The organism is Sneathiella litorea (assembly GCF_009882915.1).
In the GTDB taxonomy this organism is placed as follows: domain Bacteria; phylum Pseudomonadota; class Alphaproteobacteria; order Sneathiellales; family Sneathiellaceae; genus Sneathiella; species Sneathiella litorea.
On record NZ_WTUW01000002.1, the window covers coordinates 972,737 to 993,300 of the forward strand.

34 protein-coding genes are annotated in these 20,564 nt (G+C 52.4%); all 34 read right to left on the bottom strand.

All coding sequences use genetic code 11. The annotated features are described in order from the left end of the window. Nucleotides 1–40: 40 nt before the first annotated feature. Nucleotides 41–1,714 (bottom strand): 2-isopropylmalate synthase, encoded by a 1,674-nt coding sequence (leuA, locus tag GQE98_RS11045; protein WP_161315693.1) that lies wholly within the window; start codon nucleotides 1,712–1,714, stop codon nucleotides 41–43. Between the two features lie 387 nt (nucleotides 1,715–2,101). After that, nucleotides 2,102–3,100, bottom strand: coding sequence for an RluA family pseudouridine synthase (locus tag GQE98_RS11050; RefSeq protein ID WP_161315694.1), 999 nt, complete (start codon nucleotides 3,098–3,100; stop codon nucleotides 2,102–2,104). Continuing rightward, nucleotides 3,100–3,477 carry a fluoride efflux transporter CrcB gene (gene crcB, locus GQE98_RS11055; RefSeq protein ID WP_161315695.1) on the bottom strand — a complete coding sequence of 126 codons (378 nt, stop codon included), beginning with the start codon at nucleotides 3,475–3,477 and terminating at the stop codon, nucleotides 3,100–3,102. Before crcB ends, GQE98_RS11050 begins: the two co-directional genes overlap by 1 nt. Then, nucleotides 3,474–4,790, bottom strand: a complete 1,317-nt coding sequence (locus tag GQE98_RS11060) for a replication-associated recombination protein A (RefSeq protein ID WP_161315696.1) — start codon at nucleotides 4,788–4,790, stop codon at nucleotides 3,474–3,476. Before GQE98_RS11060 ends, crcB begins: the two co-directional genes overlap by 4 nt. Next, a complete protein-coding gene (locus GQE98_RS11065) occupies nucleotides 4,787–6,202 on the bottom strand; it encodes a DegQ family serine endoprotease (RefSeq protein WP_161315697.1) in 1,416 nt (471 codons plus the stop codon). The genes GQE98_RS11060 and GQE98_RS11065 overlap by 4 nt, the downstream gene beginning before the upstream one ends. A 153-nt stretch (nucleotides 6,203–6,355) precedes the next feature. Beyond that, entirely contained in the window at nucleotides 6,356–6,790 is a 435-nt protein-coding gene (rplQ, locus tag GQE98_RS11070; RefSeq protein ID WP_161315698.1) for a 50S ribosomal protein L17, read from the bottom strand. Nucleotides 6,791–6,820: 30 nt separating this feature from the next. After that, complete coding sequence (locus tag GQE98_RS11075) at nucleotides 6,821–7,834, bottom strand: DNA-directed RNA polymerase subunit alpha (protein WP_161315699.1); 1,014 nt, start codon at nucleotides 7,832–7,834, stop codon at nucleotides 6,821–6,823. Nucleotides 7,835–7,931: 97 nt separating this feature from the next. Next, nucleotides 7,932–8,321 carry a 30S ribosomal protein S11 gene (gene rpsK, locus GQE98_RS11080; RefSeq protein WP_161315700.1) on the bottom strand — a complete coding sequence of 130 codons (390 nt, stop codon included), beginning with the start codon at nucleotides 8,319–8,321 and terminating at the stop codon, nucleotides 7,932–7,934. Nucleotide 8,322: 1 nt separating this feature from the next. Then, nucleotides 8,323–8,691 (bottom strand): 30S ribosomal protein S13, encoded by a 369-nt coding sequence (gene rpsM, locus GQE98_RS11085; RefSeq protein ID WP_161315701.1) that lies wholly within the window; start codon nucleotides 8,689–8,691, stop codon nucleotides 8,323–8,325. 104 nt (nucleotides 8,692–8,795) lie between these two features. Continuing rightward, nucleotides 8,796–9,446 (bottom strand): adenylate kinase, encoded by a 651-nt coding sequence (locus GQE98_RS11090; RefSeq protein WP_161315702.1) that lies wholly within the window; start codon nucleotides 9,444–9,446, stop codon nucleotides 8,796–8,798. Next, nucleotides 9,443–10,789 carry a preprotein translocase subunit SecY gene (gene secY, locus GQE98_RS11095; protein ID WP_161315703.1) on the bottom strand — a complete coding sequence of 449 codons (1,347 nt, stop codon included), beginning with the start codon at nucleotides 10,787–10,789 and terminating at the stop codon, nucleotides 9,443–9,445. The genes GQE98_RS11090 and secY overlap by 4 nt, the downstream gene beginning before the upstream one ends. Nucleotides 10,790–10,836: 47 nt before the next feature. Continuing rightward, the gene (gene rplO, locus GQE98_RS11100; protein ID WP_161315704.1) at nucleotides 10,837–11,316 is read right to left on the bottom strand and encodes a 50S ribosomal protein L15; all 480 of its coding nucleotides are present in this window, start codon (nucleotides 11,314–11,316) and stop codon (nucleotides 10,837–10,839) included. A gap of 33 nt (nucleotides 11,317–11,349) precedes the next feature. Then, on the bottom strand, nucleotides 11,350–11,538 hold the full coding sequence (rpmD, locus tag GQE98_RS11105; protein WP_214646494.1) for a 50S ribosomal protein L30: 189 nt from the start codon (nucleotides 11,536–11,538) through the stop codon (nucleotides 11,350–11,352). Then, nucleotides 11,531–12,082: a 30S ribosomal protein S5 gene (rpsE, locus tag GQE98_RS11110; protein ID WP_161315706.1), complete on the bottom strand. Its 552-nt coding sequence runs from the start codon at nucleotides 12,080–12,082 to the stop codon at nucleotides 11,531–11,533. Before rpsE ends, rpmD begins: the two co-directional genes overlap by 8 nt. An 11-nt stretch (nucleotides 12,083–12,093) precedes the next feature. Beyond that, nucleotides 12,094–12,456, bottom strand: coding sequence for a 50S ribosomal protein L18 (rplR, locus tag GQE98_RS11115; RefSeq protein WP_161315707.1), 363 nt, complete (start codon nucleotides 12,454–12,456; stop codon nucleotides 12,094–12,096). Nucleotides 12,457–12,465: 9 nt separating this feature from the next. Continuing rightward, complete coding sequence (gene rplF, locus GQE98_RS11120; protein ID WP_161315708.1) at nucleotides 12,466–12,999, bottom strand: 50S ribosomal protein L6; 534 nt, start codon at nucleotides 12,997–12,999, stop codon at nucleotides 12,466–12,468. Between the two features lie 8 nt (nucleotides 13,000–13,007). After that, the gene (gene rpsH / locus GQE98_RS11125) at nucleotides 13,008–13,406 is read right to left on the bottom strand and encodes a 30S ribosomal protein S8 (RefSeq protein WP_161315709.1); all 399 of its coding nucleotides are present in this window, start codon (nucleotides 13,404–13,406) and stop codon (nucleotides 13,008–13,010) included. 12 nt (nucleotides 13,407–13,418) lie between these two features. After that, nucleotides 13,419–13,724 carry a 30S ribosomal protein S14 gene (rpsN, locus tag GQE98_RS11130; RefSeq protein ID WP_161315710.1) on the bottom strand — a complete coding sequence of 102 codons (306 nt, stop codon included), beginning with the start codon at nucleotides 13,722–13,724 and terminating at the stop codon, nucleotides 13,419–13,421. An 18-nt stretch (nucleotides 13,725–13,742) separates the two neighbouring features. Then, nucleotides 13,743–14,291 (bottom strand): 50S ribosomal protein L5, encoded by a 549-nt coding sequence (rplE, locus tag GQE98_RS11135; protein WP_161315711.1) that lies wholly within the window; start codon nucleotides 14,289–14,291, stop codon nucleotides 13,743–13,745. An 11-nt stretch (nucleotides 14,292–14,302) separates the two neighbouring features. Then, nucleotides 14,303–14,626, bottom strand: a complete 324-nt coding sequence (rplX, locus tag GQE98_RS11140; protein ID WP_161315712.1) for a 50S ribosomal protein L24 — start codon at nucleotides 14,624–14,626, stop codon at nucleotides 14,303–14,305. Further along, nucleotides 14,626–14,994 (bottom strand): 50S ribosomal protein L14, encoded by a 369-nt coding sequence (gene rplN, locus GQE98_RS11145; RefSeq protein ID WP_161315713.1) that lies wholly within the window; start codon nucleotides 14,992–14,994, stop codon nucleotides 14,626–14,628. The genes rplX and rplN overlap by 1 nt, the downstream gene beginning before the upstream one ends. Nucleotides 14,995–15,042: 48 nt before the next feature. Beyond that, nucleotides 15,043–15,267 (bottom strand): 30S ribosomal protein S17, encoded by a 225-nt coding sequence (rpsQ, locus tag GQE98_RS11150; RefSeq protein WP_161315714.1) that lies wholly within the window; start codon nucleotides 15,265–15,267, stop codon nucleotides 15,043–15,045. A gap of 11 nt (nucleotides 15,268–15,278) precedes the next feature. Then, nucleotides 15,279–15,470 carry a 50S ribosomal protein L29 gene (rpmC, locus tag GQE98_RS11155; RefSeq protein WP_161315715.1) on the bottom strand — a complete coding sequence of 64 codons (192 nt, stop codon included), beginning with the start codon at nucleotides 15,468–15,470 and terminating at the stop codon, nucleotides 15,279–15,281. A 2-nt stretch (nucleotides 15,471–15,472) separates the two neighbouring features. Continuing rightward, nucleotides 15,473–15,892 (bottom strand): 50S ribosomal protein L16, encoded by a 420-nt coding sequence (gene rplP, locus GQE98_RS11160; protein WP_161315716.1) that lies wholly within the window; start codon nucleotides 15,890–15,892, stop codon nucleotides 15,473–15,475. 16 nt (nucleotides 15,893–15,908) lie between these two features. Beyond that, nucleotides 15,909–16,619 (bottom strand): 30S ribosomal protein S3, encoded by a 711-nt coding sequence (gene rpsC / locus GQE98_RS11165; RefSeq protein WP_161315717.1) that lies wholly within the window; start codon nucleotides 16,617–16,619, stop codon nucleotides 15,909–15,911. Then, nucleotides 16,619–16,999, bottom strand: a complete 381-nt coding sequence (gene rplV / locus GQE98_RS11170; RefSeq protein ID WP_161315718.1) for a 50S ribosomal protein L22 — start codon at nucleotides 16,997–16,999, stop codon at nucleotides 16,619–16,621. The genes rpsC and rplV overlap by 1 nt, the downstream gene beginning before the upstream one ends. A 2-nt stretch (nucleotides 17,000–17,001) precedes the next feature. Next, nucleotides 17,002–17,280 carry a 30S ribosomal protein S19 gene (gene rpsS, locus GQE98_RS11175; protein ID WP_161315719.1) on the bottom strand — a complete coding sequence of 93 codons (279 nt, stop codon included), beginning with the start codon at nucleotides 17,278–17,280 and terminating at the stop codon, nucleotides 17,002–17,004. 9 nt (nucleotides 17,281–17,289) lie between these two features. Further along, nucleotides 17,290–18,126, bottom strand: a complete 837-nt coding sequence (rplB, locus tag GQE98_RS11180) for a 50S ribosomal protein L2 (RefSeq protein ID WP_161315720.1) — start codon at nucleotides 18,124–18,126, stop codon at nucleotides 17,290–17,292. Between the two features lie 3 nt (nucleotides 18,127–18,129). Next, nucleotides 18,130–18,423: a 50S ribosomal protein L23 gene (locus GQE98_RS11185; RefSeq protein ID WP_161315721.1), complete on the bottom strand. Its 294-nt coding sequence runs from the start codon at nucleotides 18,421–18,423 to the stop codon at nucleotides 18,130–18,132. Next, nucleotides 18,420–19,040, bottom strand: a complete 621-nt coding sequence (gene rplD / locus GQE98_RS11190; RefSeq protein WP_161315722.1) for a 50S ribosomal protein L4 — start codon at nucleotides 19,038–19,040, stop codon at nucleotides 18,420–18,422. Before rplD ends, GQE98_RS11185 begins: the two co-directional genes overlap by 4 nt. Nucleotides 19,041–19,052: 12 nt before the next feature. Continuing rightward, nucleotides 19,053–19,817 carry a 50S ribosomal protein L3 gene (rplC, locus tag GQE98_RS11195; RefSeq protein ID WP_161315723.1) on the bottom strand — a complete coding sequence of 255 codons (765 nt, stop codon included), beginning with the start codon at nucleotides 19,815–19,817 and terminating at the stop codon, nucleotides 19,053–19,055. Nucleotides 19,818–19,822: 5 nt separating this feature from the next. Beyond that, nucleotides 19,823–20,137, bottom strand: a complete 315-nt coding sequence (gene rpsJ, locus GQE98_RS11200) for a 30S ribosomal protein S10 (protein WP_161315724.1) — start codon at nucleotides 20,135–20,137, stop codon at nucleotides 19,823–19,825. A gap of 57 nt (nucleotides 20,138–20,194) precedes the next feature. Beyond that, a complete protein-coding gene (locus GQE98_RS18550) occupies nucleotides 20,195–20,305 on the bottom strand; it encodes an EF-Tu C-terminal domain-related protein (protein ID WP_425501121.1) in 111 nt (36 codons plus the stop codon). 10 nt (nucleotides 20,306–20,315) lie between these two features. Further along, the coding region (locus GQE98_RS18170; RefSeq protein ID WP_484592866.1) for an EF-Tu C-terminal domain-related protein at nucleotides 20,316–20,564 on the bottom strand (249 nt) is incomplete at its 5' end.

Consider the following 20,564-nt stretch of genomic DNA (forward strand, 5'->3'; position numbering starts at 1 on the left):
CATGAAAAAGGGCCGAAGAGTTTCTCCGGCCCTTGTTTATTTACTGAGTTTTAGAGCGGTTAACCGCGCTTGTAATCGCCTTGAGAGAGGCCGTTACAATATTCGCATGCCGACCAACACCAAAAATCGGCTCGCCCTTGTCATCGCGCATCTCGACATAGGCAACCGCCACCGCGTCCGAGCCGAACCCGGTGGTATGCTCCCGATAGTCATTGACCTTGAGATCAAATCCGTAAGTCTCCTTTAGGGCAGCCATATAAGCATCGATCGGCCCGGTGCCGACGCCTTCAACCTTTCGTTCGCTGCCCTTCTCGCGGATTGTCGCGATCAGTTTGCGCCGCTCTGATGCATGAGTATCCACCGTTGTCTGATGATCGACAAACTCGATGTCTCCCTTGGCGTTGAGATATTCATTTTCAAAAATCTCGTAAATTGTCGCCGAGGACAGCTCCTTACCGGTCTTGTCGGTAACGCCCTGTACGACCTTGCTGAATTCCACCTGCAAAAGCCGCGGCAGCTCTATGCCGTAGTCTTCCTCCAGCAGGTAGGCGACCCCGCCCTTGCCGGACTGGCTGTTGACCCGGATTACCGCATCATAGTTGCGGCCGAGATCCGCCGGGTCAATCGGCAGATAAGGAATGGCCCAGAGAGGATCGTTTGACTGCTTCATCGCCCCGAAGCCCTTCTTGATCGCATCCTGATGCGAGCCCGAGAAGGCCGTGAAAACCAGATCACCGCCATAGGGATGGCGCGGATGCACCGGCAGCTGGTTACAATACTCAACCGTGCGGACAACTTCGTTGATGTCGCTGAAGTCCAGTTTTGGATCAACACCTTGGGTATACATGTTCATGGCGATATTCACCACATCGACATTACCCGTGCGTTCGCCGTTACCGAACAGGGTCCCTTCCACCCGGTCAGCGCCCGCCATGATGCCAAACTCGGCGGCGGCAACACCGGTGCCCCGGTCATTATGCGGATGCAAGCTTAACAGTATCTTGTCCCGATCGGGCAGGTTGCGATGCATCCATTCAATCTGGTCGGCATAGATATTGGCGCTCGCGACCTCGACCGTGGCCGGCAGGTTGATGATGATCTTGTTTTCAGTCGTTGGTTTCCAGATTTCCATGACCGCCGCACAGACTTCGCAAGCATAATCGAGTTCCGTCTGGGTAAAGCTTTCCGGTGAATATTCCATCTGGATATGGGTTTCCGGCATTTCATCGGCAAGCTGACGGACGAGTGTCGCCCCCTCGATCGCGATCTGCTTGATCCCTGCCTTATCGAGATCGAACACCACCCGGCGCTGCAGGGTGGACGTGGAGTTGTACAGATGCACAATCGCTTGTTTCGCTCCCTTGATGCTCTCGAATGTGCGGCGGATCAATTCCTCACGGGATTGGGTCAGAACCTGGATTTTCACGTCATCGGGGATCTCCCCTTCCTCGATCAGGAAACGGACGAAATCAAAGTCCGTCTGGGAGGCGGAGGGGAAGCCTACCTCGATCTCCTTGAAGCCAAGTTCCACCAGATGGCGGAACATGCGCAACTTGCGTTCATGCCCCATCGGCTCGATCAGCGCTTGGTTCCCGTCGCGCAAATCAACGCTGCACCAGATGGGGGCCTTATCGATGACCTTTGTTGGCCACTGTCGGTCCGGTATGTCAATCGGCGTGAAGGCCTGGTATTTTTCGCCGGGTGTGAAAGTCATTTCAAAATCCTCTTGTCTCGCTTGGACGCCGCGCGTCCCTTGTTTCTTATAAGTTCGGTTTAATGCAGCCTGCATACGGTCGCCGGGCGCCGCGCGTACCCGTACGACCGCCAGGAAGTCGAGAGAGCCCCCCGGAGGAGCCAAGTAGCTCTTCCTGCCGTAAACCGTTTAATTTTTCAGAGATGGACGACCCGGTGGTCTTCGTTACATTCATTCGTTTATCCGACAATTTTGAGAATAGGACAGCTTTCGCCCCGGCACCAGTTTCAGAGTGCCGGGCCAATAAGTCGTAGGCTCAATAGTCGGTTAGAAATCATCATGCGTGAAAATCTAGCGATTAGAAGTCATTAGTCAAGCCAAAAGCGGTATTTTCCTGCGCTTGCAACGTCAGAGGTCCAAATCTAGAAACGGATCTTCATAGTCATTTTCCTGAAATCCGAACAGTTTCCAGCTTTCTGCCATATGACTATCAAGCGGGGCGGATACCGTAAGATCATTGCCTTCGGGATGGGAAATCGTTATCTCCCGCGCATGCAGATGCATCTTTTTGCTGACGATGCCATCTAGAAAAGCTTCTGGGCCGCCATATTTTCCATCACCCACAATAGGCGTGCCAAGCGCCGTCGCATGGACACGAAGTTGATGAGTACGGCCCGTCAATGGTTTAAACGCAACCCAGCAGGTTTTCTGCGCCGCTACTTCAATAACAGAATAGTCTGTGATTGCCTTCTGCCCTTCTCGATCGACAACCACCTTTTCGCCATTCGATGTAACGATCTTGGCAAGGTTATAGCTAATCGTTCCTTCGCGTGGCTTCGGAACACCGGAGAGCAACGCCCAGTATATCTTTCGTGTTGTGCGGCGTTTGAAGGCTTCTGCCAAATGCTTTGCCGCCAGTCGTGTCCGGCCCAGCACCAGAACGCCAGATGTATCCTTGTCCAGCCTATGCACAAGGCGCGGTTTTTCCGGATAGTCGAACCGGAGCCCTTCAAGCAGGCCGTCAATATGGCGTTTCTGGCCGCTACCTCCCTGAACCGGCAAACCCGCCGGTTTGTTGAGGACGATTACCGCATCATCCATATGAAGGACCATTTTGCGAATGTCGGCAATATCCCGATCGGAGAGTTTTTCCACCTCATGCGGGCGGGCACCACCTGCCTGCGCCGGTTTATAGATATCATCCGGCAGTGGGGGAACCCGAACGGTCTGTCCTGCCTCCAAGCGGTCATTGGCTTTTGACCTTTTCTTGTCAACGCGGATATCGCCTTTCCTGAGATGCTTTTCAAGCTGACCATGGGTCATGCCCGGAAAATGCGCCTTGAACCATCGATCAAGCCGCTGGTCCGCCTCGTCTTCACTGACTATGAGATGCTGTACCCGACTCATTAAATTATCGCCTTTATTAAATGCAGCCCTGCGAAAAGCCCTGCAACCGAAAGCAGGACGGACATCAGGACATAACTCGCCGCCGACACTGTCTCTCCCTTTTGCACCATCAAGGCAACATCCAGAGAAAATGCAGAAAAAGTTGTAAAGCCGCCCAGGAATCCCGTTACCAGAAAAACCCGCAGTTCCGGCGAGGGGGACCAACGCAACGCGATTATCTCGATCAACACCCCTATCAGGAAGGAACCGACAATATTCACGAACAAGGTTCCGTAAGGATAGCCCGGGCCCAACTGCCGCAGCATCACCTGAGCCACACCATAACGCGCGCAGGCGCCAAGCGCACCGCCCATTGCGACTGATAGGAACATATTCATTTGTCCGACTTTCCGCCCTGTCTCTCCGCCCTCAACCGCGCCCAATATTCAAGGCGTTTCTTTATATCACGCTCAAACCCGCGCTCAACCGGAGAATAATACTGCTCGCGCTTCATTTCATCGGGAAAATAACTCTGTCCCGAAAATCCGTCTTCTGCGTCATGATCATAGGCATAACCCGCGCCATAACCCAAATCCTTCATCATGCCCGTCGGGGCATTGAGGATATGCTTGGGCGGCATGTGTGAGCCATGCTTGCGCGCCGCCTTCTTTGCCTGTTTAAAGGCACCGTAGGCGGCATTCGACTTCGGGGCGGTGGCGAGATAGATGACCGACTGCGCAATGGCGAGATCACCCTCCGGGGAACCAAGAAACTGATAGGCATCTTTCGCGGCATTGGCCTGCAACAGCGCGTTGGGGTCCGCCATGCCAATATCCTCGACTGCGAAACGAACCAAGCGCCGCGCAATATAGAGCGGGTCCTCTCCCCCGTCCATCATGCGGGAGTACCAGTAAAGCGCCGCATCCACATCCGACCCTCGCAGCGACTTATGAAGCGCGCTGATCAGGTTGTAATGTCCGTCGCGATCCTTATCGTAGGCTGGCGCGCGTTTGGAGATCACCTGCGACAAAGCCTCGGGGTCTAGCAATTCCTCCCCCGAATGAAAGACCGCCTCCACCATATTCAGAAAGAAGCGTCCGTCCCCATCGGCAAGCTGCAGCAGCGCTGCTTTCGCCGCGTCATCAAGCGGAATGGGCCTGGCTTCCAACTCTTCCGCCCGGTCCATCAGGACCCGGAGTGAGGTTTCGTCATGACGGTTGAGGACCAGCACCTGACAGCGTGAGAGCAGAGCGCCGTTCAGTTCAAACGAGGGATTCTCTGTCGTCGCACCGACCAGGGTAATTGTGCCATCCTCCACAAAGGGCAGGAAACCATCCTGTTGCGAGCGGTTAAAGCGATGGATCTCATCAACAAAAAGAAGGGTTCTTTTGCCGTCCTGGCGACGCATTTTCGCGGCGTCAAATGCTTTTCGCAAATCCGCCACACCGGAAAAGACGGCGGAAATCTGCTCGAAATGCATGTCCACTTCCTTGGCAAGAAGTCTCGCGATGGTCGTCTTGCCCGATCCCGGCGGCCCCCAGAAAATTATGGAGGCGAGCCAGCCCGCATCCAGCATCCGTTTAAGCGGCGCATCCTTTTTCAGCAGATGATCCTGCCCCACGACCTCATCCAGACGGGAAGGTCGCAACCGATCAGCAAGCGGCCTATCGGCGCCGGTATCGGGAAGGCCGGTATCAAACAGGCTGGTCATAGACTGACCTTGAAAGACAATGTTCGCCCATTCCGACGGATCGCGATCTGCCAGCTTCCCTCTGCCGACTCAAGGACTTCTTTAGCTTGCGCGACATTCGTTATTTTTTGGCCATTGACCCGGAACAATATATCCCGTTGCCGCAGTCCGTAACGTTCAGCAACGCTGCCCTTCATTGTGCCGGCCACAACAACTCCTTCGGAAAAAGCAGAAAGGCCCAGCTCCAACGCATAGGCAGGCGACAGGTTTCCAACTACGGCTCCCGATAAGGGATGTCGCCCGGTTAGCGTCTCAATACTGCGGGCAGGGCTTTCAGGTGCCGCCTGCAGCTTCATTTCAAGTGATATACGTTCTCCGTCCCGATAAACACCGAGGCGAGCTGTCTCACCAATCATGCTCGACGCGACACGGAAAGTAAGCGTTTCCGGCCCCAGAATCTCCTTATCATCAATAGAGACAATGACGTCGCCAACACGAAGACCAGCCTGATAGGCCGCACCAAAAGAATGTACGCGATTGATCAGGACTCCCCCCGGCCTTTCAAGGCCAAGTCCATCCGCAACGTCCCCGGTAATTTCCTGACCGGTCGCGCCGAGCCAGGGACGCACGACCTTACCCGTTGCCAACCCGTTTGTAAGAACCGCTTTCACCAGATTTGCAGGTATCGCAAACCCAATACCAAGTGAACCGCCACTTTTACTGAAAATTGCAGAGTTGATACCGGCGATTTCCCCCTTCATCGTCAGGAGAGCGCCGCCTGAATTTCCGGGATTAATTGCCGCATCCGTTTGAATGAAGGACTGAATATCATTCGCCACGCCGGCGCTGCGATCAAGCGCAGAAATAATGCCGCTGGTTACCGTCTGGCCGACACCAAAGGGATTGCCTATTGCAATGACAAGGTCGCCGATCTCAAGTGCATCCGAATCGGCAAACTCCAGATAGGGTAGCCTCTCCCCTTCCACATCTATCTTCAGAATGGCGAGGTCCGTTCGTTCATCGGCAACAATCAGCCGCGCATCAAACTCACGCCGGTCTGACAGGGCAACCGTAATTTCATCCGCACCATTGACGACGTGGTAATTGGTGACGATGACCCCGTCCCCATCCACCAAAACGCCGGAACCCAGTGAATTCTGTATTTTCTGTCGTTGCCGCTGCGGACCAAAATTTCCGCCAAAAAACCGTTTAAAAAAAGGATCATCAAACAGGCTTGGCCGGGTCTGGATAACACGGGTCTTCGTGAAAATATTAACAACCGCCGGCACCGCTTTTTTCACAAGGGGCGCAAAAGACAGCATCATCTGTGATTGGCTGGTTGGAACCACATCCTTCGCCACGACCGGTCGGCCCACCACAAAACATGATACCAGAAAAATACTGAAAATAGCTGTGCGGGAATATCTCTTCATTCGTATAAAACCAGTTCCTGAAAGGTTAATCTTCACCCTACAATAGATGAACATATTAACCTGTTTTTCAAGCTATTGTCAGGTGCCCGACACTTGGCCGAAAAAAAAGGCAGCCCCGGGGACTGCCTTTTCCTATTAAGTTGCGGTACCGTTTTAGGCCACGGCTTCCGCTTCAAATTCATCTTCAACAGCGTTCTGATCTGGCCCGGAATCCTGACCTTTAGCCTCAACATCCCTGTCGATCAATTCGATCACGCCCATTGGAGCCGCATCACCCGTGCGAAATCCTGCCTTCAGTACACGTGTATAGCCGCCCTGACGTTCTGTATAACGTTCACTCAACGTGGTGAACAACTTGTCGACAGCAGACTTTTCATGCAACTCAGACAGGGCCTGCCGACGTGCGTGGAGGTCTCCACGCTTACCAAGCGTAATCAGCTTTTCGACAATAGGCCGAAGCTCCTTCGCCTTTGGCAAAGTTGTCTGGATTTGCTCATGCTTAATCAGGGAAGCCGCCATATTGGCGAACATTGCCTTGCGATGAGCAGAGGTTCTATTGAGCTTACGCCCGGATTTACGATGCCGCATTTTTCTTACTCCACAGCCAGTGTTGCTGTTCTAAAAAGGTTCTTCCAGCCGTTTGGCCATATCTTCAATATTTTCTGGCGGCCAGTTCGGCACTTCCATACCCAGATGGAGGCCCATCTGCGCCAGAACTTCCTTAATCTCATTCAGGCTCTTGCGGCCGAAGTTCGGCGTCCGCAACATTTCCGCTTCAGTTTTCTGGATCAGATCACCAATATACACGATATTGTCGTTCTTCAAGCAGTTTGCCGAGCGTACGGACAACTCAAGCTCGTCCACTTTCCGGAGCAGGTTCCTGTTGAATTCAGGCTCATGGCTCTCTTCCTTGACAACCACTTCTTCCGGTTCATCAAAGTTCACAAAGAGCTGGAACTGTTCCTGCAGAATACGAGCAGCAAACGCCACTGCATCTTCCGGTGACACGGTTCCGTTAGTTTCCACCTTCAGGGTGAGCTTATCATAGTCCAGCACCTGACCTTCGCGGGCGGCTTCTACCTTATAAGAGACCTTGCGGACCGGGCTATACAGGCTATCCATCGGGATCAGGCCAATTGGCGCATCTTCTGGATGGTTATTGACGCCCGGTACATATCCCTTGCCGGTATCAACATTCATCTCCATGGAAATGGATGCACCGTCATCCAGAGTCATCAAGACCTGGTCAGTATCCATAATCTCCAGGTCTGGACCAGTCTCAATCATACCAGACGTTACTTCGCAAGGTCCGGATGCTTTAAGAACCATGCGTTTCGGTCCGTCCGAATGCGCCTGAATTGCCAATGTCTTCAGATTGAGAACGATATCTGTCACATCCTCACGCACACCTGCGATCGAGGAAAATTCATGCAAAACATTATCGATTTGAATGGACGTGATGGCGGCACCCTGAAGGCTTGACAGCAAGACACGGCGCAACGCGTTGCCCAGTGTCAACCCAAACCCTCTTTCCAAAGGTTCCGCAATAATCGTGGCTTCCCGATCGCTCTGCTCACCCGGCTCCACTGAGAGGTTCGCCTGGATCAGATCTTTCCAGTTTTGCTGAATCACGGTATTGACCTCATAGTTTTGCAGGCCCACCTTGGACCTGCGACGTCTAGACAATAGCAATACTGGCTAAAAGCCAGTATCGATACAGATAAATCCGTTAAACGCGACGGCGTTTAGGCGGACGGCATCCATTATGCGGAATAGGCGATACATCCCGAATGGAAGTAATGTTAAAGCCTACAGACTGCAATGCCCGCAATGCCGATTCGCGTCCGGAACCAGGGCCCTTAACTTCGACTTCCAAAGTTTTCATCCCGTGGTCCATCGCTTTGCGGCCCGCATCTTCTGCAGCAATCTGAGCCGCAAAAGGAGTGGACTTACGAGAGCCCTTAAAGCCCTGCGATCCGGCGGACGACCAGGCAATAGCGTTACCTTGGGCATCAGTAATCATAATCTTTGTATTATTAAAGGACGCACTGACATGTGCGACGCCAGAAATAATGTTTTTACGTTCGCGGCGTTTAACGCGTGTTTTTTCACGTGCCATATTACTTCTTCTTCCCAGCGATAGCTTTGGCCGGACCCTTGCGGGTGCGGGCGTTGGTATGGGTACGCTGACCACGGACAGGCAGGCCACGACGATGGCGCAGGCCACGGTAACAACCAAGGTCCATCAGACGCTTGATGTTCATTGAGGTTTGACGGCGCAAATCACCTTCAACGATATGATCGCTGTCGATGGTTTCGCGAATTTTCACCACTTCGGAATCGCTCAACGCATTGACGCGGATTTCCGGAGCGAGGCCGACAGCCTCGCAAATTTCCTTGGCCTTTGCCGGGCCAATTCCATGAATATAGGTCAGTGCAATCAATACCCGCTTGTTCGTCGGAATATTTACACCAGCAATACGAGCCACGCTAGTTTCTCCTCATCACCAAAACGGGTCATCCTGACCCGGTTATCTCAAGCGCCTCCTGAGAAGCGCGCGATTATATAATTTTGTGTTACCTAGTCAACAGTTTAGATTGCCGGTAGTACGGCTTCCATTTCTGCAGTTACTTCGTCAATTCCGGCCATACCGTCAACCTGCTTCAATACTCCCCTATTCCTGTAGTAAGGAAGAAGGGGCGCTGTCTGGTCATGGTACGCCTTAAGCCGCGACTTAACAGTCTCGGCATTATCGTCACTGCGGCGGGTGAACTCAGTGCCACCGCATTTATCACATACACCCTCGATCGCCGGTTTAAGGAAACTGTCGTGATACCCAGCACCGCAATTCGCGCATGTATACCGTCCCGTAATCCGTTCCACCAGTATGTCGTCGTCGGTTTTCATCTCAATAACGGCATCCAGCTTGAGGCCTTTTTCGGCGAGCATAGCATCCAACGCCTCTGCCTGAGCTTCGGTTCTTGGAAAACCATCAAGAATCACGCCATTCTTGCAATCTGGCTGATCCAGACGATCGGAAATAATTCCGGTCATAATATCATCGGAGACAAGCTCGCCGCGATCCATCACCGCCTTGGCCTTCCTCCCGATTTCAGTGTCTGCCGCAACTGCCGCTCGCAACATATCTCCCGTTGAGAGCTGTACCAGTCCGTGCTTATCCTGCAACCGTTGCGCCTGGGTCCCCTTCCCTGCGCCCGGAGCCCCGAGGAGAATCAAAATCATTTACGCCGTCCCCCGAGCTTAGACTTCTTGATCAGCCCTTCATATTGATGGGCAACAAGGTGGCTTTGAATCTGTGCGACCGTATCCATTGTCACAGAGACCACAATCAGGAGCGATGTACCGCCGAAGTAAAATGGAACCGCCCATTGTGAGACAAGTATTTCAGGAAGGATACAAACCAGGGAAAGATAGGCTGCACCAACAACTGTCAAACGGGTCAAAACATAATCAAGATATTCCGATGTCCGCTTACCTGGTCGAATGCCCGGTACAAAACCGCCGTGCTTTTTCAGGTTATCCGCCGTGTCATCCGGGTTGAAGACAACAGCTGTATAGAAGAAGCAGAAGAACACAATCCCGGCGATATAGAGCATGAGATAGATCGGTTGCCCATGCCCCAGCATCGCCGTCAGCGTATTGAGCCAATCGGGACCACTGCCTGCACTAAAACTGGCGACCGTGGTTGGCATCAGCAACAGAGACGATGCGAAGATCGGTGGAATAACACCAGCCGTATTAAGCTTCAACGGAAGATGGGAATTCTGCCCACCATATGTCTTGTTGCCCCGCTGCCGCTTTGGATACTGAATGAGGATCCGACGCTGAGCACGCTCCATGAAGACGATGAAGGCAATCACGGCAACGGCCATGACCATCAGCAACAAAATAACAAACGTAGACAGCGCACCTGTACGACCGAGTTCTAATGTACCGACGAGCGCACTTGGCAACTCCGCCACGATACCCGCGAAAATGATCAAGGAAATTCCATTACCTACGCCGCGCGCAGTAATCTGCTCACCGAGCCACATCAAGAAGACCGTGCCCGCAACCAGCGTCGCCACGGTTATCAGACGAAACTCCATACCCGGATTGATAACGGCTGACTGCCCATTGGAGAGTGTCAAGCCCTCAATACCAGCAGCAATGCCATACCCTTGCAATGCCGCCAACAGAACCGTGCCGTAACGTGTGTATTGGTTGATCTTCTTGCGTCCGGCTTCACCCTCTTTTTTGAGTTGCGCCATCTGCGGTGAAATCGAGGTCATCAACTGCATGATAATCGATGCAGAGATATAGGGCATGATATTGAGGGCGAAGATGGTCATCCGACCAAGAGCACCGCCCGCAAAAACGTCAAACATACCGAGGATGCCCCCGGAATTCTGCGCGAACACATCAGCCAGGATAGTGGGATCGACACCGGGAATCGGTATATATGTCCCGATCCGATAAACGATCAGGGCAAAGAGCGTGAACCATAAACGCTTCTTGAGTTCCGTTGCCTTGGAAAAGGCACCGAAACTCATGGTAGAAGCCATTTGCTCTGCTGCTGACGCCATTTGAAATTTCTCCCGAAGGTACGACTAAGGCCGCCCCACCGATGTATTTACTCGCTTTTTGCCGGGCTTGGCGCCAGGATCGTTACTTTTCCGCCTGCCTTCTCAACCGCTTCAAGTGCGGTTTTGGACGCACCCGCGACTTCAAAGCTGGCTTTGGCTTTCAATTCACCTTTTGCAAGCAAACGAACACCATCACCAATTTTTCCAACAACGCCGGCTTCCTGTAACAACGCCGCCGTGATTGTTGCTTTCGGATCCAGTTTGCCCGCATCAATCGCGGCCTGAACACGACCAAGATTCGCAACAGCAAAATTCTTGCTGAAAATGTTCTTGAATCCACGTTTCGGCAACCGCCGATAAATTGACATCTGGCCGCCTTCAAATCCTTTGATGGCAACGCCGGAACGTGATTTCTGACCCTTCTGACCGGATCCGGAGGTTTTACCCTTTCCGGAACCAATACCCCGACCGACGCGCATCCGATTCTTGGTGCTGCCTTCGTTATCGGCAAGTTGATTTAAACGCATGTTCAATATTCCTTAATCAGACCGGTTGTGGCTTTATTTGGCCTCTTCAACCTGTACCAGATGATTTACCTTGCGGATCATGCCGCGAACGGCGTCGGTGTCTTCAACCTCGACCGTCCGGTGCATTTTGTTTAGTCCAAGGCCAACCAACGTCGCCCGCTGGCTTTTCGGACGGCCAATCGGACTACCCGTCTGGGTGACTTTGATCGTTGATTTAGCCATCGACCTTTTCCTTTCCTGCATCGGCGCCACGGCGACCCACTACTTCGGAGACTTTCTTGCCGCGTTTCGCTGCAATCATTCTCGGGGAGTTCATCGCCTTCAGGGCTTCAAACGTCGCCTTGACCATGTTGTACGGGTTCGATGTCCCGATAGACTTGGTCACAACGTCCTGCACACCCAGGGTTTCAAAAACAGCACGCATCGGTCCGCCAGCAATAATACCAGTACCTGCAGGAGCTGAGCGAAGAACCACACGGCCCGCACCAAAGCGGCCCTGCACATCATGATGTAGTGTCCGGCCTTCCCGCAGCGGGACACGAACCATGTTACGTTTGGCAGCTTCCGTTGCCTTACGAATCGCTTCCGGAACCTCACGGGCTTTACCATGACCATAGCCAACGCGGCCTTTCTGGTCTCCGGCAACAACCAATGCCGCAAAGCCGAACCGACGTCCGCCTTTAACAACTTTGGCAACACGGTTAATATAAACCAGTTTATCGACGAATTCTGAATCGCCTTTATCGTTTTGTTCAGGTCTCAACATCGTCAATTCCCCTAGAAGGACAAGCCGCCCTCACGGGCAGCATCGGCAAGGGCTTTGACCCGGCCATGATATTTGTAACCGCCGCGATCAAACGCGACTTCCTTAACGCCAGCCTTGATGGCCCGCTCAGCAATCAACTTGCCAATTGCCGCAGCAGCTTCCTTGTTGCCGCCACCCTTCAACGTGCTGCGCAGGTCCTTTTCGAGGCTGGAGGCAGACGCGATGGTCTTGCCCTGAGCGTCATCAATAACCTGAACATAGATCTGCTGAAGCGTACGGTGTACAGACAGCCTTGGGCGGCCAGAAGACACCTTGCGAAGCTGGGTCCGATTTCTCCGCCGACGGCGGTCGAACAATTCTTTTGAGTTTGCCATAATCGGTTCCTACTTCTTCTTGCCTTCTTTGCGGAAGATATACTCATCCGCATATTTGACACCCTTGCCCTTATAAGGCTCTGGCTTCCGATAAGACCGGATAACGGCCGCTACCTGGCCTACCCGCTGCTTGTCAGCACCAGAAATCTCAATAACAGTCGGCTGAGGACATTTAATCTCAATACCATCCGGTATCGGGAAATCAACGTCATGGCTAAAACCGAGGTTAAGCTTCAGCGTCTTGCCCTGCACCGCAGCACGATAACCAACGCCAACGACTTCCAAAGTCTTTGTGAAGCCAGTCGAGACACCTTCAACGAGGTTGCTCAACAGCGTCCGCTGTAAGCCCCACATTTGACGGCCACGAGTACTGTTCGTACGCGGCTTTACCCAGATTTGGTCGTCTTCACGATTAACGACGACATCATCCACAAAGGTCATGCTTAGCACACCTTTGCTGCCTTTTACGGTAACATCGCTACCGGAAAGCTGAACATCAACGCCAGAAGGGATCGTAACCGGATGTTTTCCAATTCGAGACATGATACCTCCTAGTACAATTTACAGAGTACTTCGCCGCCAACGTTGGCATCACGTGCCTCATTGTCCGACAAAACACCGCTCGGGGTGGATAGAATGGCTACGCCCAGACCGTTACGAACAGTCGGCAAATCCTTCACGCCTTTATAAACACGGCGACCAGGTTTGGATATCCGGCTGACATGCTCAATCACGCCCTTGCCCTGATAATACTTCAGCTCAATCGTAACTTCCGGCTTGCCCTTTTCAGGTTCAGCAACTTCGTATCCACGAATAAAACCTTCACGTTTAAGTGCTTCAAGAACATTTAACCGCAATTTAGATGACGGGCTCTTGATCGAGCCTTTCATAGCGCGCTGACCGTTACGAATACGGGTCAGCATATCGCCAAGGGGATCACTTAATGACATTTCTGTATCTCCCTACCAGCTCGACTTAACCATGCCCGGAATTTGACCATTGGACGCCATGTCGCGCAGGCCAATACGGGATAGTTTCAATTTGCGATAAACACCACGTGGACGACCTGTCAGCTCGCAGCGATTGCGAACGCGGGTCTTCGAGGAATTCCGTGGCAACTCAGCCAGTTTCAATCGCGCCGCAAAACGCTCTTCCTGCGGCAGCTCTTCATTCTTGCTGATTGCCTTCAGCTCAGCGCGCTTGGTCTCATATTTTTCAACCAAACGGCGGCGCTTCTGGTCTCTCTCGACAGCACTTTTTTTAGCCATTTCAATTAACTCCTAGGATCAATTAATCTTGAACGGCATGCTGAACCCACTGAGAAGCTCACGTGCTTCTTCGTCAGTTTTAGCAGTCGTACAGATTACGATATCCATTCCCCGTACATCCGTTACATCATCGTAATGGATTTCCGGGAAGACAATTTGTTCCTTCAGGCCCATGGCATAGTTACCACGACCATCGAAACTCTTTTCGGAAACACCCCGAAAATCCCGTACACGTGGAAGCGCGATGTTGATCAACCGATCAAGAAATTCATACATCTGGCTCTTACGCAACGTTACTTTCGCACCAATCGGCATTCCTTCACGCAATTTGAAGGTTGCGACTGATTTTTTGGCATTTGTAACAACCGGCTTTTGACCGGAAATCTTGGCCAATTCGACTTCGACCGATTTGATCTTCTTCGAATCAGCGACAGCTTCTCCGCAACCAACATTGATGACAATCTTATCCAGTTTTGGAATCTGCATCACGTTGCTATAGGCGAATTTTTCCTGGAGCTGCTTACGCACCTCCTCGTTATATAATGTTTTAAGTCTTGGCGTCGTCATCGAACTGCCCTCTATACGTCAATGACTTCACCGGAACGCTTGGCGAAGCGTACTTTCCGGCCGTCATCAAGATTCTTGTAACCTACACGGGTTGCCTTGCCATCTTTTGGATCCTGCAGGGCAACATTCGAGATATGGATCGCCGCTTCTTTTTCGACGATACCGCCCTGGTCTCCCTGCCTCGGTTTAGTATGGCGCTTGACCATATTGATGCCAGAAACGACAACACGGCGATTTGCCCGAAGAACACTTAGGACTTCACCCGTACGGCCCTTGTCCTTACCCGCGAGAACGACAACATTGTCGCCCTTTTTTACTGCGAATTTTTCAGCCATTAGAGAACCTCCGGCGCAAGGGAAATAATTTTCATATAATTCTTGCTTCTGAGCTCGCGCGTAACTGGACCGAAAATACGCGTTCCAACCGGCTCACCCTGCTTGTTAATCAACACAGCAGCATTTGAATCAAAGCGAATAGCCGTCCCATCGGAACGGCGGATTTCCTTTTTCGTGCGCACGATGACAGCTCTTTGCACGTCACCTTTTTTGACACGGCCGCGCGGAATGGCTTCCTTGACAGAGACGACAATAACGTCCCCGATGGAAGCGGTTTTCCGTTTTGAACCGCCCAAAACTTTAATGCACTGCACCTGCCTCGCGCCGGAATTGTCGGCGACATCCAGGTTGGTTTGCATCTGAATCATAGTCGTTTACCTTCGTTTGGTATCAACACTGTAAATTTAAGCGACGTTTTAAAGAACTTCCCAACGCTTCAGCTTGGAATAAGGGGCACATTCCTGAATACGGACTGTATCGCCTATCTTGAACTGATTCTTTGCGTCATGGGCATGGTACTTTTTCGACTGGCCTATGTATTTCTTGTACAGCCGATGCATCACTTGACGATCGACTTTGACAACGACTGTCTGATCATTTTTGTCGCTGACAACTGTTCCTTGCAGGATACGCTTTGGCATCGTTTTCTCTCCTAAGACGCAGCGTTTGCTGACATCACCGTTTTAATGCGGGCGATGTCACGCCGCACCTGGCGTTGGCGCGTTGTATTTTCCAATTGGCCACTGGCTTTCTGGAAACGCAAATTAAATTGCTCCTTCTTCAACTGAAGCAATTCCGTTTTGAGTTCATCAGCCGTTTTGCCCAGTAAATCCTGTGCTTTCATGGTCAATTTCCTTCACCAATACGGGTCACGAAACGGGTCTTGATCGGCAATTTGGCCGATCCCCTCTCAAACGCCTCACGGGCAATTTCAAGCGGAACACCGTCTAGTTCGAACATAATTTTTCCAGGCTGAACACGAACCATCCAATATTCCGGAGATCCCTTACCCTTACCCATCCGAACTTCGGTTGGTTTCTTGGATACGGGGACATCCGGGAATATACGAATCCAGACACGTCCAGCACGTTTAATATGGCGGGTTACCGCACGTCGAGTTGCCTCGATCTGCCGTGCCGTAATACGCCCGGGCTCAACAGCTTTCAGACCATAAGCGCCGAAGTTCAGCGTTGTACCTGAAGTTGCTACTCCCTTCAAGCGCCCTTTGTGCGCTTTACGAAATTTTGTGCGCTTCGGTTGAAGCATGACATCACCCCTTTACTTAATTCCGACGGGCGCCAGGACGACCCGCAGGGCGGCCACCAGCCTGTTGTTTTTCTGCAATTTTATCCTGAGCCATTGGATCATGTTCCAGAATCTCACCTTTGTAGATCCAGACCTTGATCCCGATGATCCCATATGTGGTCAACGAGGACGCTGTTCCATAATCAATATTTGCCCGAAGAGTATGCAACGGCACACGGCCTTCACGATACCACTCAGTCCGGGCGATCTCAGCACCGCCCAACCGGCCAGCACAATTAATCCGGATACCTTCGGCGCCAAGACGCAGGGCTGACTGAACAGCCCGCTTCATTGCCCGACGGTAAGATACACGACGTGCCAACTGTTGGCCAATATTCTCGGCTACCAGCTTCGCATCGATTTCCGGCTTGCGAACTTCCACGATATTCAAATGCACCTCTGAGGAGGTCATCTTGGCAATAGCAGAACGCAATTTTTCAATATCTGCGCCCTTCTTGCCAATAATCACACCCGGACGTGCGGAATAAATTGTGATCCGCGCCTTTTTAGCCGGGCGTTCGATCACGATCTTGCTGATGCCAGCCTGCTCCAGCTGCTTTTCGAGATATTCGCGAATGCGTACATCTTCATGCAGGAGCTTGGCATAATCGTTTTTGGCGTACCAGCGCGAATCCCATGTCCGGTTAATGCCGACCCGAAGGCCAATTGGATTTACTTTTTGACCCATTACTCTTGCTCCTCGCGCTCACGAACAACAATCGTGATATTGCTGAAAGGTTTCAGGATCGGGCTTGACCGCCCCCGTCCCCGTGGCCGCATGCGCTTCATTACCAATGACTTGCCTACATGAGCTTCGGAGACATAGAGTTGGTCTACATCCAGCTGATGATTGTTTTCCGCATTCGCAATGGCCGACTGCAACACTTTCTTCACTTCCGGCGCAATACCTCGTTTGGAAAAGCTCAGCTCAACCAGGGCCGCTTCCGCGGATTTGCCACGAATGAGGCCAGCTACGAGATTCAATTTCTGCGGGCTAACACGAATGCGGTTGCCGACGGCGCGCGCTTCCGTATCTGCTAACTGCCGCTTGAGAGACGGTTTACCCATAATTAATTTCTCCGAGCCTTTTTATCAGCCGCATGGCCATAATATGTCCGTGAGGGAGAGAACTCCCCAAACTTGTGACCCACCATGTCCTCGTCCACCAGGACCGGAACGAACTTCTGGCCATTGTATACGCCAAAGGTAAGCCCCACGAACTGAGGAAGAATTGTTGACCGGCGAGACCAGATCTTGATTACTTGTTTTCTGCCGCCCTGACGCGCAGCTTCTGCTTTCTTCAGCAGATAACCGTCGACAAAAGGACCTTTCCATACAGAACGTGCCATGTTGCGCTCCTACTTCTTCCGCTTGAGCGGACGGCGCCGCATTATCATTTTATCCGTGGACTTGTTAGAACGAGTCCGTTTACCCTTCGTCGGAACACCCCATGGAGATACCGGATGGCGACCACCGGATGTCCGGCCTTCACCACCACCATGTGGATGATCCACCGGGTTCATTGCAACACCGCGAACTGACGGGCGTTTACCGAGCCAACGGGACCGACCGGCCTTCGCAAGCTTGATGTTTTTCTGATCCGGGTTGGAGACAGCACCAACAGTTGCCATGCATTCACCCGACACAATCCGCTGTTCACCAGAAGCAAGACGGAGCTGAGCATAACCGGCATCTTTACCAATCAGCTGAACATAGGTGCCTGCAGCACGTGCCATCTGGCCACCCTTACCCGGCTTCATCTCCACATTATGGATGATGGTACCGACCGGCATGTTCTTCATCGGCATCGCATTGCCGGGCTTAATGTCGACATTCTTGCCGGAAACGACCTTGTCGCCCGCAGAAATACGCTGCGGCGCCAGAATGTAGGCTTGCTCGCCGTCTTCATAACGGATCAACGCGATAAATGCTGACCGGTTCGGGTCATATTCCAGCCGCTCTACCGTCGCGGACACATCAAACTTATTCCGTTTGAAATCCACAATACGGTAGGTCCGCTTATGTCCACCACCGCGACGACGCGCTGTGATACGGCCATAATTGTTACGACCGCCTTTTCCAGACAAACCCTCTGTCAGGGCCTTGACCGGCTTTCCCTTATGCAGGTCAGACCGATCAACAAGGATCAATCCACGCTGTGAAGGAGTTGTCGGTTTAAAGTTCTTCAACGCCATAGTTTAAATCCCCGCCGTCACATCGATGGCCTGCCCCTCGGCAAGGGTCACCACTGCCTTCTTGTAATCAGACCGTTTGCCAATATGGCCGCGAAAGCGCTTTACCTTACCTTTAGTCCGGTTGGTATTCACGTTCGTGACCTTGACATCAAACAGCTTTTCAACTGCTGCCTTGATCTGAGGTTTCGTCGCATCCAGTGCGACACGGAATGTCACCTGATTAAACTCTGATCCCATCGTGGACTTTTCAGTCACAACCGGGCCCAGCAGGATGTCGTATAGATTTTCCTGGTTCATTTGAGTCGAGCCTCCAGGCTTTCTACTGCACTCTTCGTCAACACAAGTGTGTCACGGCGAAGAATGTCATACACATTGGCGCCACTTGACGTCAGCAAGTCCACCTTCGGCAGGTTGCGGGCAGAAAGTGCAAAATTCTTTTCCATTTCCCCGCCATCCACGATCAAGATTGAGTCCCAACCGAGATCCTTGAACTTTCCGGCCATTACCTTGGTCTTGACGTCCTTGGCTTTCAATTCATCCACAACGATCAACTTGCCTTCGGCCTGTTTTGTGGACAGGGCAGTTTTCAACGCAAGCTTCCGAACCTTTTTCGGCAAGTCATGAGCATGGCTGCGAACAACCGGGCCATGAGCTACGCCACCACCACGTTGATGCGGCGCACGTTTCTGGCCCTGACGGGCACGACCAGTGCCTTTTTGCTTGAACGGTTTTTGACCGGTACCGGAAACTTCCGCGACACCCTTAATCTTGTGGGTGCCAGACCGGCGAGCCGCCAACTGATACCGCACCATGCGCTGCAGAAGATCAGCACGCGGCGCCAAGCCAAAGACCTCATCGGCAAGCTCAATATCGCCGGCCTTCTTGTTATCGAGGTTTATTACATTTACCTTCATCTCAGCCGTCCTTTACTCTTCCGTCGCCGTATCGGCAGCGGCAGTCTCTTCGGCAGGCGTATCTGCGTTTGCGGTTTCTTCAACCGACTTCGCAGCCCCACCCTTTGCAACAAATGCGGCCGGGAAAGGAGCATTGTCTGGACGCGCCTTCTTTACTGCATCCGCAATATAAACCCAGGATCCCTTGGAACCTGGAACAGCTCCTCTTACCAAAACCAGACCGCGGTCCTTATCAGAAGAAACCACTTTCAGATTCTGCGTTGTTACCCGTGCTGCGCCCATATGACCGGCCATCTTCTTACCCTTGAAGACTTTACCTGGATCCTGACACTGTCCGGTAGAACCATGAGCACGATGAGATACAGACACACCATGGGTGGCCCGCATACCGCCAAAATTATGGCGCTTCATCGCCCCGGCAAAACCTTTACCGATACTGGTGCCGACGACATCGACAAACTGATCAGCTACAAAATGGTCAGCCGTGATTTCCGCACCGATATCGACGAAGCCATCGTCCTGAATACGGAATTCAGCCAGTTTCATTTTCGGCTCAACCTCGGCCTTCGCGAAATGTCCGCGCATTGCCTTATTGACGTTTTTGACTTTTGCTTTGCCAACCCCGACCTGCATGGCGTTATAACCATGCGTTTCGGTTGTCCGATGTGCGACGACCTGACAGTTGTCAACGGCCAGAACAGTAACAGGAATATGTGTACCGTCTTCCGAGAACACTCGGGTCATACCCAGTTTCTTTGCGATCAATCCACTACGCATTTCGATCACCCCAACAGCTTGATGGACACGTCTACGCCAGCGGCGAGGTCCAGTTTCATGAGCGCATCCACAGTCTGCGGCGTTGGCTCAACGATATCCAGGAGCCGCTTGTGCGTCCGGATTTCGAACTGCTCCCGCGACTTCTTGTCAATATGCGGGCCACGCAGGACCGTATACTTGTCAATATGCGTCGGCAACGGGATTGGTCCACGAACCTGAGCACCCGTACGCTTGGCGGTATTTACAATTTCACCTGTCGAGGCATCGAGAACACGATGATCATAAGCCTTCAGGCGGATGCGGATATTTTGGTTTTCCATTACTCTGGTCACTCCAGAAGAGAAACAAGACAGCCCCGAAGGGCTGTCGAAATTATATTATTCGGTTACGCTTGCGACGACGCCGGCACCAACTGTCCGGCCACCTTCGCGGATAGCGAAGCGCAGGCCTTCATCCATGGCGATCGGTGCGATCAACTCGACATCCATCGTCACGTTATCACCCGNGCATCACCATTTCCGTGCCTTCAGGAAGAGACACAACACCTGTCACGTCCGTCGTCCGGAAATAGAACTGCGGACGGTAGTTCGTGAAGAACGGTGTATGACGACCGCCCTCTTCCTTCGTCAGGATGTAGGCCTCAGCCTTGAACTTCGTATGCGGTGTGATCGATCCCGGATGCGCCAGAACCTGGCCACGCTCAACATCTTCACGCTTCGTACCACGCAGGAGGACACCCACGTTGTC

What these genes read in the sequence shown, in the direction of transcription:
- leuA (WP_161315693.1), bottom strand. Translation starts at nt 1,714, where the DNA reads ATGACTTTCACACCCGGCGAAAAATACCAGGCCTTCACGCCGATTGAC.
- GQE98_RS11050 (WP_161315694.1), bottom strand. Translation starts at nt 3,100, where the DNA reads ATGAGTCGGGTACAGCATCTCATAGTCAGTGAAGACGAGGCGGACCAG.
- crcB (WP_161315695.1), bottom strand. Translation starts at nt 3,477, where the DNA reads ATGAATATGTTCCTATCAGTCGCAATGGGCGGTGCGCTTGGCGCCTGC.
- GQE98_RS11060 (WP_161315696.1), bottom strand. Translation starts at nt 4,790, where the DNA reads ATGACCAGCCTGTTTGATACCGGCCTTCCCGATACCGGCGCCGATAGG.
- GQE98_RS11065 (WP_161315697.1), bottom strand. Translation starts at nt 6,202, where the DNA reads ATGAAGAGATATTCCCGCACAGCTATTTTCAGTATTTTTCTGGTATCA.
- rplQ (WP_161315698.1), bottom strand. Translation starts at nt 6,790, where the DNA reads ATGCGGCATCGTAAATCCGGGCGTAAGCTCAATAGAACCTCTGCTCAT.
- rpsK (WP_161315700.1), bottom strand. Translation starts at nt 8,321, where the DNA reads ATGGCACGTGAAAAAACACGCGTTAAACGCCGCGAACGTAAAAACATT.
- GQE98_RS11090 (WP_161315702.1), bottom strand. Translation starts at nt 9,446, where the DNA reads ATGATTTTGATTCTCCTCGGGGCTCCGGGCGCAGGGAAGGGGACCCAG.
- secY (WP_161315703.1), bottom strand. Translation starts at nt 10,789, where the DNA reads ATGGCGTCAGCAGCAGAGCAAATGGCTTCTACCATGAGTTTCGGTGCC.
- rplO (WP_161315704.1), bottom strand. Translation starts at nt 11,316, where the DNA reads ATGCGTTTAAATCAACTTGCCGATAACGAAGGCAGCACCAAGAATCGG.
- rpmD (WP_214646494.1), bottom strand. Translation starts at nt 11,538, where the DNA reads ATGGCTAAATCAACGATCAAAGTCACCCAGACGGGTAGTCCGATTGGC.
- rpsE (WP_161315706.1), bottom strand. Translation starts at nt 12,082, where the DNA reads ATGTTGAGACCTGAACAAAACGATAAAGGCGATTCAGAATTCGTCGAT.
- rplR (WP_161315707.1), bottom strand. Translation starts at nt 12,456, where the DNA reads ATGGCAAACTCAAAAGAATTGTTCGACCGCCGTCGGCGGAGAAATCGG.
- rplF (WP_161315708.1), bottom strand. Translation starts at nt 12,999, where the DNA reads ATGTCTCGAATTGGAAAACATCCGGTTACGATCCCTTCTGGCGTTGAT.
- rpsH (WP_161315709.1), bottom strand. Translation starts at nt 13,406, where the DNA reads ATGTCATTAAGTGATCCCCTTGGCGATATGCTGACCCGTATTCGTAAC.
- rpsN (WP_161315710.1), bottom strand. Translation starts at nt 13,724, where the DNA reads ATGGCTAAAAAAAGTGCTGTCGAGAGAGACCAGAAGCGCCGCCGTTTG.
- rplE (WP_161315711.1), bottom strand. Translation starts at nt 14,291, where the DNA reads ATGACGACGCCAAGACTTAAAACATTATATAACGAGGAGGTGCGTAAG.
- rplX (WP_161315712.1), bottom strand. Translation starts at nt 14,626, where the DNA reads ATGGCTGAAAAATTCGCAGTAAAAAAGGGCGACAATGTTGTCGTTCTC.
- rplN (WP_161315713.1), bottom strand. Translation starts at nt 14,994, where the DNA reads ATGATTCAGATGCAAACCAACCTGGATGTCGCCGACAATTCCGGCGCG.
- rpsQ (WP_161315714.1), bottom strand. Translation starts at nt 15,267, where the DNA reads ATGCCAAAGCGTATCCTGCAAGGAACAGTTGTCAGCGACAAAAATGAT.
- rpmC (WP_161315715.1), bottom strand. Translation starts at nt 15,470, where the DNA reads ATGAAAGCACAGGATTTACTGGGCAAAACGGCTGATGAACTCAAAACG.
- rplP (WP_161315716.1), bottom strand. Translation starts at nt 15,892, where the DNA reads ATGCTTCAACCGAAGCGCACAAAATTTCGTAAAGCGCACAAAGGGCGC.
- rpsC (WP_161315717.1), bottom strand. Translation starts at nt 16,619, where the DNA reads ATGGGTCAAAAAGTAAATCCAATTGGCCTTCGGGTCGGCATTAACCGG.
- rplV (WP_161315718.1), bottom strand. Translation starts at nt 16,999, where the DNA reads ATGGGTAAACCGTCTCTCAAGCGGCAGTTAGCAGATACGGAAGCGCGC.
- rpsS (WP_161315719.1), bottom strand. Translation starts at nt 17,280, where the DNA reads ATGGCACGTTCTGTATGGAAAGGTCCTTTTGTCGACGGTTATCTGCTG.
- rplB (WP_161315720.1), bottom strand. Translation starts at nt 18,126, where the DNA reads ATGGCGTTGAAGAACTTTAAACCGACAACTCCTTCACAGCGTGGATTG.
- GQE98_RS11185 (WP_161315721.1), bottom strand. Translation starts at nt 18,423, where the DNA reads ATGAACCAGGAAAATCTATACGACATCCTGCTGGGCCCGGTTGTGACT.
- rplD (WP_161315722.1), bottom strand. Translation starts at nt 19,040, where the DNA reads ATGAAGGTAAATGTAATAAACCTCGATAACAAGAAGGCCGGCGATATT.
- rplC (WP_161315723.1), bottom strand. Translation starts at nt 19,817, where the DNA reads ATGCGTAGTGGATTGATCGCAAAGAAACTGGGTATGACCCGAGTGTTC.
- rpsJ (WP_161315724.1), bottom strand. Translation starts at nt 20,137, where the DNA reads ATGGAAAACCAAAATATCCGCATCCGCCTGAAGGCTTATGATCATCGT.
- GQE98_RS18550 (WP_425501121.1), bottom strand. Translation starts at nt 20,305, where the DNA reads ATGGATGTCGAGTTGATCGCACCGATCGCCATGGATGAAGGCCTGCGC.